Source organism: Micromonospora lacuserhaii (assembly GCF_036902735.1).
Taxonomy (GTDB): domain Bacteria; phylum Actinomycetota; class Actinomycetes; order Mycobacteriales; family Micromonosporaceae; genus Micromonospora.
Genome location: NZ_JBAKHO010000026.1, coordinates 66102 through 77740 on the forward strand (window position 1 = coordinate 66102; position 11639 = coordinate 77740).

6 protein-coding genes are annotated in these 11639 nt (G+C 75.4%); all 6 read right to left on the reverse strand.

All coding sequences use genetic code 11. The features are described 5' to 3' along the window. Positions 1-41 precede the first annotated feature (41 nt). Entirely contained in the window at positions 42-2261 is a 2220-nt protein-coding gene (locus V6U81_RS17545) for a molybdopterin oxidoreductase family protein (protein ID WP_334490680.1), read from the reverse strand. 81 nt (positions 2262-2342) lie between these two features. Further along, complete coding sequence (locus tag V6U81_RS17550; protein WP_334490682.1) at positions 2343-3545, reverse strand: trans-sulfuration enzyme family protein; 1203 nt, start codon at positions 3543-3545, stop codon at positions 2343-2345. After that, positions 3542-8836, reverse strand: a complete 5295-nt coding sequence (locus tag V6U81_RS17555) for an amino acid adenylation domain-containing protein (RefSeq protein WP_334490684.1) — start codon at positions 8834-8836, stop codon at positions 3542-3544. Before V6U81_RS17555 ends, V6U81_RS17550 begins: the two co-directional genes overlap by 4 nt. Continuing rightward, positions 8833-9849: a TauD/TfdA family dioxygenase gene (locus V6U81_RS17560; protein ID WP_334490687.1), complete on the reverse strand. Its 1017-nt coding sequence runs from the start codon at positions 9847-9849 to the stop codon at positions 8833-8835. Before V6U81_RS17560 ends, V6U81_RS17555 begins: the two co-directional genes overlap by 4 nt. Further along, positions 9846-10886 (reverse strand): TauD/TfdA family dioxygenase, encoded by a 1041-nt coding sequence (locus tag V6U81_RS17565; RefSeq protein ID WP_334490689.1) that lies wholly within the window; start codon positions 10884-10886, stop codon positions 9846-9848. Before V6U81_RS17565 ends, V6U81_RS17560 begins: the two co-directional genes overlap by 4 nt. Beyond that, a partial coding sequence (locus tag V6U81_RS17570) for a condensation domain-containing protein (RefSeq protein WP_334490692.1) occupies positions 10883-11639 on the reverse strand: 757 nt, incomplete at its 5' end. The genes V6U81_RS17565 and V6U81_RS17570, both read right to left, overlap by 4 nt.

Consider the following 11639-nt stretch of genomic DNA (forward strand, 5'->3'; position numbering starts at 1 on the left):
CGGTCCCTGAGGTGGCCGGTGGCGGCGGTCGCGGCCGATGGTCAGGCAGGCTCGACGCGCACCGGGATGCCGTTGAGCACGACGTTGCCGGAGAGCGGGTCGATCGCCCTCTCGTCGGTGAGCACGTTGCTGTTGACGCCGGCGTGTGCGCGCGCCACCGACTGGCGGGTTCCCGCCACGTCGTGACCCCACCCGTGCGGCAGGCTGACCACGCCCGGCATGGTGTCGGCGGTCAGCTCCACGGCGACGTCCACCGACCCGACCCGCGAGGAGACGCGGGCGAGATCCCCGGCGGCCAGGCCGAGCTTCGCCGCGTCCTCGGGATGCACCTGCAGCGTGCAGCGGTCCCGCCCCTTCACCAGCGCCGGCACGTTGTGCATCCAGCTGTTGTTCGACCGCAGATGCCGGCGGCCGACGAGGACGAAGCCCTCCGGTGGCGCGTCCCGGGCCTCGCGCAGCCGGGCCACGTCGGCCGCGATCGGCGGCGGGCACAGCTCGACCGTCGCGCTCGGCGTGCGCAGCACCTCCGGCAGCCGCGGCCGCAGCGGCCCCAGGTCGACGCCGTGCGGATGGTCAAGCAGCCGGGTCAGGGTCAGCCCGTCCGGTCGCTGTCCGAAACGATCGCCGTACGCGCCGAGTCGCAGCCGCGCGTCCAGCAGGCGTTCGGCCGGCCGGTCACCGGCGATCAGCGCCCGCAGCTCGGCCACCGGCCGGTCCAGTCCGTCGGCCGCCTCGGCGAGCACCTGGCCGAGCAGTTGCTCGTGCAGCAGCGCCGAGTCGGCACCGGCGCCCTGCCCGGCGGCGATCAGCGTGAGCCGGGCGAGGATCTCGCACTCGTCCAGGCCATCGGGCTCCGGCGGCAGCACGGGCGGCGAGTAGCTCGCCACGTTGCGCACCGCCAGGGTGAGGAACGCGAAGTCGTAGTGCCCGCTGTGGGCGGGGTCGGGTGGCGGCAGCACCACGTCGGCGTGCCGGGTCGTCTCGTTGAGGTACGGGTCAACGCTGACCATGAAGTCGAGCGAGGCGAGCGCACGGTCCAACCGCTCGCTGTTCGCAGTGGACAGCACGGGGTTTCCGGCAATGGTGATCAGTGCGCGGACCTGCCCCTCCCCCGGCGTGGAGATCTCGTCGGCCAGCGTGGCGACCGGCAGCTCGCCCTTGACCTCCGGCAGGCCCCGCACCCGGCTGGCCCAACGCCCGGTGCGGAACCCCTTGCCGGGGCCGGCGGCACGGCCGCGCTGGTGGGCGGCGAGGGGGAACATCGCCCCGCCCGGCCGGTCGAGGTTGCCGGTGAGCACGTTGACCACGTCGACCAGCCAGCTCGTCAGCGTGCCGAACGCGACCGTGCAGGTGCCGATGCGCCCGTACACGGCGGCCGTCGGGGCGGCGGCCAGCTCGCGGGCGAGCCGGCGGATGCGCGGGGCGGGTACCGCGCACCGGTCGGCCACCCGCTCCGGGGCGAACGCCCCGGCCAGCTCCCGGACGCCGTCGAGCCCGGTGACGTGTTCCGCCAGCGCGCCGAGGTGGACCAGTCCCTCGTCGAAGAGGGTGTGCACGACGGCGAAGAGCAGCAGCGCGTCGGCGCCGGGCCGGATGGGCAGGTGCTCGTCGGCGGCGGCGGCCGTGCGGGTGCGCCGCGGGTCGACGACCAGGAAGCGGCCACCGCGCGCCTGCAGCGCCCGCAGCCGGCCGGGGAAGTCGGGCGCGGTGCAGAGACTGCCGTTGGACTCCCAGGGGTTGGCGCCGAGCAGCACGAGCAGGTCGGTGCGGTCGAGGTCGGGAACGGGGATGGCGTTCGGGTCGCCGTACAGGTAGCCGGAGGAGACGTGCTTGGGCATCTGGTCGACGGTGCTGGCGGAGAAGACGTTGCGGGTGCCGAGGGCCCGGACGAGGGGTCCCACGTAGAGTCCGCCGGCCATGGTGTGCACGTTCGGGTTGCCGAGGTAGGCCGCGACCGCGTCCCGGCCACCCTCCCGGGCGGCGGCCAGCCCGGCCTCGACGGCGGCGAACGCCTCGTCCCAGCCGACCTCGCGCAGCGTGCCGTCGACCCGCAGCAGCGGCCGGCGCAGGCGGTCCGGGTCGGCGAGGAGCTGCGGGAACGCGGCCCCCTTCGGGCAGACGAAGCCGTGGCTGAAGACGTGCTCGCGGTCGCCGCGGGCGTGCGTCACCTGCCCGTCGGTGATGGTCAGGGTCAGACCGCAGGTCGCCTCGCAGAGCGGACACGTGCGGTGTGCGGTGCGCGTCGCGGTCGTCCCCGGCATCGCGGGCCCCTTCCGATTGGCTACCGACTGGTCGGTATGGTGGCACGCCGCCCGGTCGCTGTCACCCCCTCGGTCCCGGCTTCAGGCGGTTGCCGGGCGGTCCGGCCGGCCCGGGTCGGTCGCGTCGTCCAACGCCGCCAGGAAGTCGTCCACCAGGTCGGCGGTGTCCTCGATGCCGGTGGAGACGCGGACCAGCCCGTCGGAGATACCGGTGGCGGCCAACTGCTCGGCGTCCACGATTCCCGCCCACATCGACCGGGGGTGCACCACGAGCGTGCTGACACTGCCCAGGCTGGCCGCCCGCTTGGCCAGCCCCAGCCCGGCCAGCAGCGCGGCGGCCCCCGCCCGGCCCGCCGTCAGGTCGACGCTGAGCACCCCGCCGAAGCCGGTCATCTGCCGGCGGGCCAGCGCATGCTGGGGATGCGACGGCAGCCCCGGGTAGCGGACCCGGGCCACCGCCGGGTGCCCCTCCAGGGCCCGGGCCAGGGCCAGCGCGTTGGCGTTGTGCCGCTCCACCCGCAGCGGCAGCGTACGGATACCGCGCAGCAGCAGCCAGGCGTCCACCGGGCCGAGGGTGCTGCCCGTGACGATCGCCGTCTGCCACACCCGCTCGACCAGGTCGGCGGAGCCGACGACCACCCCCGCCGACACGTCGGAGTGGCCGCCGAGGAACTTCGTGCCGCTGTGCCAGACCAGGTCCGCCCCGGCGCTCATCGGACGCTGGTTCACCGGCGTGGCGAAGGTGTTGTCGACCACCACCAGCGCGCCGGCCGCGTGGGCCAACTCCACCACGGCCGTCAGGTCGGTCAGCTCCAGCAGCGGATTGCTCGGCGTCTCCACCAACACCAGGCGGGTCCGCGGCCGCATCGCCCGCTCGAACGCCCCGGTGTCGGTCTGGTCGACCTGGGTGCACGAGACCCCGAAGCGCGCCAGCAAGCCGGTGCTGAGCGAGGTGGTGCCGCCGTACATGCTGCGCTGCACCACCACGTGGTCCCCGGCGGAGAGCAGGGCCAGCGCGACGGTACTGATCGCGCCCATCCCGGAGGCGGTCACCAGACCCGTCTCCGCCCCCTCCAGCTCGGCCACCACGGCCGCCACCTGGGCGTGGTTCGGGTTGCCGTACCGGGTGTAGAAGGCACTGCCCCGGGTCTCGGTGGCGATCTCGGTGAACCGCTCGTCGGACTCGGCGCTGAAGGTCACGCTCTGCACGATCGGCGGCGCCACCGCCCCACCGGGGATCAGACCGTCGTCGCCGTGCACGGCGATGGTGCCGAAGCCGGTCACCGCTGCTCCTTCCGGGCCACCCGGTCCACCAGTGCCCCGTAGCTGCCCAGCGCCGCGAACTCGGGCAGCGTGAGGTCGCTGCCGTGGCGCTGCCGCAGCACGGTGACCAGCCGCAGGGCGCGCAGCGAATCGCCGCCGGCGGCCAGGAAGCCGGTCGCCGGATCGCGCGGCGCGACCCCGAGCACCTCCTGCCAGGCCGCCGCCACCCGGGCCGCCCACCGGGCCCGCCCGTCGTCCTGCGCCGCCGGCCCGCCGGTGGCGACGACCGGCAGCGGCGCGGTCGGGTCGGCCGCCAGCAGCCGGCGGAAGCCGTCGGCGACGGCGTCCACCCGGTCCGCGGCGACGTGCCGGTGGTCGTACTGGACGGTGAGGGCGAGGCGACCGGTGTCGGCGTCCAGTTCGGCGTCGACGGCGAGGCTGAACGCCACGTCCACGGTGACACCCCGGCTGTCCACGATGCGGCTGCCGCCGTCCGCCGGCCCGTTCGGGAAGTGGGTCCAGTTGAAGAAGTGGTCGAAGCGGGCGCCGGCCGTACCGGCGCGGACGATCTCGGCGAGCGGGAAGCGGTGGTGCCCCATCAGCTCCCGCTCCGCCCGCCACACCTCGGCGGCCAGTTCGGCCAGGGACCGGCTGCCCAGCTCCACCGTCACCGGCAGGGTGTTGAGGAACAGCCCGAGGGTCGCGTCGCTGCCGTCCCCCTCCGGCCGGCCGCCGACCACCAGGCCGCTGACCACGTCGTCCCGGCCGGAGAGCTCGCCGATCAGCCGCAGGTGGACGGCGAGCAGCCAGGACTTGACCGGCACCCCGGCGGTCCGGGCCGCCCCGGTGACCGCGTCGGTCGTACCCGCCTCCAACGGCACCCGCCGGGTGGTGGTGGTCCGGGGGGCCGGCCCACCGAGCAGCAGCGGCGGCACCGCGCCGGGGCCGTCCAGCCAGAACCGGCGGGTGACCGGGTCGGCCAGGGCACGCCGCTCGGCCGCCACGTACTCCCGGAACGGCAGGCCCGGGCGGAGCGGGCGGACCGCGCCGGCCCGCTCCCCGTCGTACGCGGCCAGCAGGTCGGTGAGGAACAGGTGCAGGCTCCAGCCGTCAAGGATGCCGTGGTACTCGGCGACGATCAGGGTGAACGCGTCGGCGTCCTCCCGGACGGCGTGCAGCCGCAGCAGCGGCGGGCGGGCCCAGTCGAAGGGGCGTACCCGCTCCTGGGCCACCAGGTCGTCGACCCGCGCCCGGCGGGTCCCCGGGTCGACGTCGGCCAGGTCCGTCACCGGCACCTCGACCGGCACGTCCGCGTGCACGAGCTGCAACGGCTCGGAGTACGCGCCCAGCGCGAACCCGGTCCGCAGCACCGGGTGGGCGGCCACCAGCGCGGCCAGCGCGCGACGCAACGCCGCCACGTCCAGCGGCGCGGCGATCCGGTGGGCAGTGACGTTGTGGTACATCGCCGGGTCGCCGGTCAGCTCGCAGTGGTAGACCATGCCCTGCTGGAGGGCAGTCATCGGGTACGCGTCGGCGAGCCCGGCGGGGAGCAGTTCCCGGTCGACGGCGGCCACCAGTGCGAAGCGCCCGTCCTGTCCGGCCTCCGCGGCCGGTGGGGCGCCGTCGAGGGTGAGCTGCCCGTGCGCGACGAGCTCTCGGATCGACTGGTACGTGAAGATGTCGCTGAGCCGGAAGGACAACCCCCGCTTGTTCGCCGCGACCTGCATCTGGATGCTGCGGATGGAGTCGCCCCCGAGGGCGAAGAAGCTGTCGGTCACGCCGACGGTCGCCGCCCCGAGGACCTCGCGCCACGCCTCGACCAGGATCTCCTCGGCCCGGTTGGCGGGCGCCACCGCCGCGCTGTCCCGGGGCCGGTCGAGGCGGGGCGCGGGCAGCGCCGCCCGATCGAGCTTGCCGTTGCGGGTCAGCGGCAGCTCGTCGAGGAGCACCACCGCGGCCGGGACCAGGTGGGCCGGGAGCCGGCCGGCCAGCCAGCCGGTCAGGCGCTCCTCCAGCGGGCCGGCCGCCGGCTCGGCCGGGACGACCACCGCCGGGCGCGGATCGGCGGCGTACTCGGGACGCACGGCGTGCAGGGTGTGCCGGTCGGTGCCGTGGAGCAGGTCGTCCTGTCGGGTCACGACGTCGAAGCCACGGTCGGTGAAGAACGCGATCAGCTCGGCCAGCCGGCCCTCGGTGTCGGTGCCGACCGCGTCGTGCACCTCCATGGCGACCTGCGCGACCAGCGGCCAGTGCCGTTCCTCCAGCCCGGCGAGCACGTCCGCCTCGGCGCGCTGCACGTCGATCTTCAGCAGGTCGATCCGTTCCGGGGCGAGCTCGTCGAGGACGGCCGACAGCGGCCGGACCGGCACGGTCAACTCCCGGCCGGCGAAGCGTTCCGCGAGCAGTTCGTCGACCCGGTCGAGCAGGACGTCCCGCTCGTCCGCCCCGGCGTCCCGCTCGTTGGCGAGGTACCGCTTGATCACCGCCACCTCGGCGTCCGGGTCGGCGTACGCGGCGTGGCCGGACATCATCGAGTAACCCGGGTAGTAGGTGAAGGAGACCTCCCCGGCCGCCCGGGACAGCCCGAAGGAGTGCACCGTGGCCGGTACGCCGAACTCGGCGACGTTGCGCCGCAGCACGTCGACCACCGACGGCACCGGCTCGAACGCGTGGATCGTCGCGTCCGGGCAGACGGTGTGCACGAAGAGCGAGAACATGCCGATGTTGGCGCCCACGTCGAGCACGGTCGCCCCGGGCCGCAGCACGATGCCGTCGCGCAGGTAGACCTGCTGGACGAAGATCTCGTCGTACAGGTAGCGGGTCTCGTGCGGGTTGACCCCGGCGATCCGCTCGACGTCGACGCCCGCGCCCCGGCTGCCCGGCCGGACGTAGGCGACGAGCCGGTCGCCGTGCCCGTCGTCGTCGCGGGCCACCACGGCGGCGTCGGCGACCTCCGGGTGCTCGCGCAGGACCGCGGCGACCTCGCCCGGCTCCACCCGGAAGCCGTGGATCTTCACCTGGTCGTCCAGCCGGCCCAGGTAGCGCAGCCGCCGGTCGGCGTCGAAGCGGACCCGGTCACCCGTGCGGTACACCCGTTCCGTGCGGCCGGACGGCAGAGCCACCGGCACGAACCGCCGCGCGGTGGTCTCCGGATCACCCAGGTACCCGTCGGCGAGCTGCGGCCCGCTGACGCAGAGCTCCCCGGCCACGCCCGGCGGCACCGGCCGCAGCCGCTCGTCGAGCACCCAGACCGCGACGCCGGGCAGCGGCCGGCCGATGGTCGGGGCGTCCCCGGCGCGCACCTGCGCCACGCTGGTGTCCACCGTGCACTCGGTCGGGCCGTACAGGTTGACCGCGCGGACGCCGGGCAACGCCGCCACCGTCTCCCACAGGTCCGGGCCGATGGCCTCACCACCGAGCAGCAGCAGGCCGGGCAGCCGGGTCTCCCCCGCACCGGCGAGCAGGATACGCAGCTGGGAGGGGGTCAGGTCGAGCACGTCCACGCCGTGGTCGGCCAGCGCGGCGGCCAGCGCCGCACCGTCCCGGCGGACCTCCTCGGGCACCAGGTAGAGGCTGCGGCCGTGGCCCAGCTGCACGAGCTGCTTCACCGAGGCGTCGAAGGTGAGCGGGGCGTTCACCGCCACCCGCAGCCCCGGGCGGCTGCCCTCGTACACGGTGCGCTCCAGCGCGTCGGCCAGGTGCGCGGCGGCGCCGTGCGATACCTGCACCGGGCGGGGCGTACCGGTGGAGCCGGAGGTGAAGATCACGTACGCCGGGTCGGCCGGCGTGGGCCCGGCGGCGGGCGGCGGGCCACCGGCCGCGGTGAGGTCGTCGACGGTCACGGTCGCCGGACCGCCGACGCCGACGACGACCTCCGCGCCGACCGCGCGGACCTGGGCGGCGAGGCGCTGCGCCGGGGCTTCCGGGTCGAGCGGGACGAAGACCGCCCCGGCCCGCAGCACGCCGAGGAACGCCACGACGGTGTCCCGGGACCGGGCGGCCAGCACCCCGACCGGGGCGCCCGCCAGCCCCCGCGCGGCCAGTGCGCCGGCCACCCGGGCGGCCCGTTCGCGCAGCTCACCGACGGTGTACGTGCCGTCGGCAGCGACCACCGCCGCGGCGTCGGCGTCGGCGCCGGCGAGGCCCGCGTCGAGCAGGTCGACGAGGGTACGCCCCGACGCCTGAGCCGTGGTCCCGGCCGCGTCGGCCAGGAAGCGGGCCTCGGAGTCGCCGAGCAGGGTCAGCGGAGCGCCCTCGGTGAGCGCGGCGGGCAGGGTCCGCAGGATCGCCAGCAGCGTGTCGAGCAGCCACTGCCCGCCCACCACCCGCAGCGTGACCCGGTCACCGTCGGTCAGTGCGGTGAGTTGCGGACCGGCCGCCGGCGACGGCGCGACGACCTCCACCGCGACGCCGTGGAGGCCGGCCACGGTGGTCGGGTCCACGGCGGGCGGCGCCGCGAACCCGGCCACCGCCTCGGACTGCTCGTCCACCGGGTCGACCAGGTGGAACGTGTCGTCGGCGGCGTCCTCGGCGGCGCGGACGTCGGCCAGCAGCTCGGCGGGGCCGGCGGGCAGCGGCAGGGCCAGCCGCAGCGGGGCGTAGCCGCCCAGCGGACCCACCACGTCGGCGGTGCCGGCGGCCTGGCGGCCGTCGCTCCACCGGGCCAGCACCAGGTCCGCCTCGTCGGCGCCGTCCGGCGCCTCGGCGCGGCGGGACACCGCGAGGGCCCAGGCGGCGAGGAGCACGGTGGCCGGCTCGACACCCGCGGGCCGGGCGGCGGCGGCCAGGGTGGCGGCGGGCACGGTCGCGGTGACCACCGCGCTCGGGTCGTCCCCGTGCGGGCTGACCAGCCGTGCGGCCGGGGCGGTGGGCGTGGGGGCCGGGGCCTGCTCGCGCTCCTCGAGCTGCCACTCGGCGACGTCGAGGAACTGCAGCGCCTCCGGGTCGTCCGGCAGCTGTTCGCCGGCGTAGGCCCGGGCCAGATCGGCGAGGACCAGGCGCAGGCTGGCCGGATCGGCGATCAACGGGGTGGCGGTCAGCTCCAGGGCGTCGTCGGTGAGGGTGACCGACAGGTCGCCCTGCGCGCCGACCACCACGGCGCGGGTGTCGTCCACGTCCTGCAACGGCACCCGCAGGCCGGGGTGGTGCAGCAGGGTCAGCCGCAGCGCCTCGTGCCGGGCCACCACCGTGTCGACGGCGGCCTGCAACCGCGCCCGGTCCAGCGGGCGGGTGAGCCGGACCCGGGCCCGGACCAGGTCCTGCTTCCCCGCCCAGGCCAGGCGCTGGATCGGCGACAGACGGTATCCGTTCACAGCAGACTCCGGTTCACGTAGAGGTCGGACATGGCGACGAGGATCTGCCGGTCGCCGCTGAAGGGCTCCCGCCCGTGCGTGGCCAGGAAGTTGTCCACGACCAGCACGTCCCCGCGCTGCCAGGGCACCGAGACGGCGTGCTGCCGGTACAGCTCGCGGATGCCGGTGACCACCTCGTCGGGGATCGGCTCGCCGTCGCCGTAGTACGCGTTGCGGGGCAGCCCCTCCGGGCCGTACTCGCGCAGCAGCGCGCCGGACACCTCGGCCGGCATGTTGGACACGTGGAACAGGTGGGCGTGGTTGAACCAGACCGTCTCCCCGGTACGCGGGTGCGTGGCGACCGCCTGCCGCCGGGCCCGCGTCCGCAGCCCGTCGGAGCCCAGCCAGGTGAACTCGGTCGCCGAGGCGGTGCAGTACGCCTCCACCTCCGCCCGGTCGGTGGTCTGGAACGCCTCCTGCCAGGGCAGGTCCAGGTGCGGGCCGTAGTTGCGCACATAGCGGACGCCGGAGCGGAGGAACCGCTCCCGCACATCGGCGGGGATCAACGGCGTGATGACCCGCTCGCTGGCCAGCGGGGTGGCCCCACCGCTGCCGGTGGCCGGCTGCGCGCACCAGAAGTAGAGGTGGGTGGGCCAGTTGTGCGAGTACGACATCTCGTGGTGCAGCGGGATCCACTGCTCGGCGTTGAACTCGGTGGAGGTGAAGACCCGGTCGGCGACCTCATGGCGGGGGGCGGCCCGCTCCAGGTAGCCGAGCAGATCCGGGCTGACCGCCCGGGCGGCCCGGCTGAAGTCGTCGGCGGTGCCCACCTCGAAGCCGCGGAAGAACACCGCCCCGTAGCGGTCCAGGTCCCGCAGCAGCTCCTCGCTCCGGCCCGCGAGCCAGCCGGCCAGGTCGAGATCTCCGACGCCCGCCTCGACGAGCAGCACGAAGTCCTCGTCCACGAGCATCCGCCGGGACACCGGCGAGGTGACCGTGCCGGTGCCGCGCCGACGCCGCGCCGGCCCGCTCACCGGTCCCCCACCTCGGTCAGCTCGGGTGCGGCGACCGGGTCGGACATCGCGGTGAGGATCCGTCGGGGTGGAGTGAACGGCTCCCGGGCGTGCGCGACGAGCATGTTCTCCACCAGCAGCACGTCACCGCGCTGCCAGTCGAACGAGCGGGTCTCGGCGGCGTACGCGGCCCGCAGCTCGGCCAGCACCTCGTCCCCGATGGGCGTGCCGTCCCCGTACGCGGTCTGGTAGGGCAGGTCCTCCTCGTCGAGGGCGGCCCGCAGGCCGGCGCTGACGTCGTCGGGCAGGGAGGTGACGTGGAAGAACAGCGCGTGGTTGAACCAGGTCCGCTCCCCCGTGACCGGGTGCCGGCGCACCGCCGGGCGGACCTGCCGGGTACGCAACTGCGTCTCGCCCACCCACTCCACGTCGATCAGCGCCCGGGCGCAGTACGCCTCCACCTCTTCGCGCCGCTCGGTCTGGAACGCGGTCTGCCAGGAGAGGCTGATGCCGGGCAGGTAGTTGCGCCGGTAGAGCACCCCGCGCCGTTCGAACTCGGCGACGGTCTCGGGGCGGAGCCGGGCGAGCACCCGGCGGCTGTCGGCCAGCGGGGTGCGTCCGCGGGCGGCCGGCGCGACCTCGCAGTGGAACACGATGCGCAGCGGCCAGTTCACCGTGTACGACTGCTCGTTGTGCAGCTCGATCGGCTGGTCGGCGGGGTGCTCGGTGGAGGTGTACACCCCCTCGGTGACCTGGCTGCGCGGTGAGGAGCGTTCGCCGTAGCTGAGCACGTCGGCGGAGAGGGCGGCCATCACGGTGCGGAAGTCTGCGGCGCCGGCCACGGCGAAGCCGCGGAACAGCACGGCCCCGGCGCGGCGAGCCAGCTCGTCGACCTCGTCGCGGTGGCCGGCCAGCCAGCCGGCCAGGTCCACGTCGGGCACGTTGGCCCGGACCAGCGCCGGCAGCGGGCCGCCGGGCCAGTCGGGGTGGACCTCCACCAGGTGCCGTTCGCGGCGGCGCCGGGGGATGCTCGGCGCGACCCGGGTCTGCTCAGTCATGTCTCGCTCCCAGGGATGTCGGCGCAGTCGGCCAGACTGCGCCGGGGGTCGGCGGCGGCGGTACGCAGCAGCGCGGTGAACCGGCGGTGCCACGCGAGCACCCCGTCGTGGTCGAACAGGTCGGTGCGGTACGTCCAGAGCGCCTCCAGCCCGTCCCGCCGCTCGTCGAGCCAGAGGGTCAGGTCGAGCCGGGCGGTGTCCGGGGTCAGCTCCACGCCGGTGAACTCGACACCGGCCGCGCCGCGGTGCCGGGCCGGCGGGGCGTTCTGCACGCCGAAGGCGACCTGCACCAGCGGGTTGCGGTGCGGCCGGCGGGTCGGTCGGAGCCGCTCCACCAGCAGGTCGAAGGGGACGTCCTGGTGGGCGGCGGCGAGCAGGGTGACCCGGCGGGCCTCGTCGAGCAGGTCGGCGAAGCAGCGGTCTGGCGCGGGACGCAGCCGCAGCGGCAGCGTGTTGACGTAACAACCGACGCTCTGTTCGGCGGCGACGCTGGTCCGGCCGGCGAAGGCGACGCCGATCAGCAGGTCGTGCCGGCCGGTGGCCGCGCCGAGCAGGGTGGCGAAGGCGGCCAGCCCGACCATGTGCAGGCTGACCCGCTCGGCCCGGGCCAGCTCGCGCACCGCTTCGGCCGTGGCGGCGTCCACGGTGGTCCGCAGCGCGGCACCGGACGGTGGGCCGGCGCCCGGCCGCGCGGCGGGTGGCGGGCCGGTGCCGGACGGCGCGCCGTCGGGCTGAGCGGCGGACAGCGGCAGG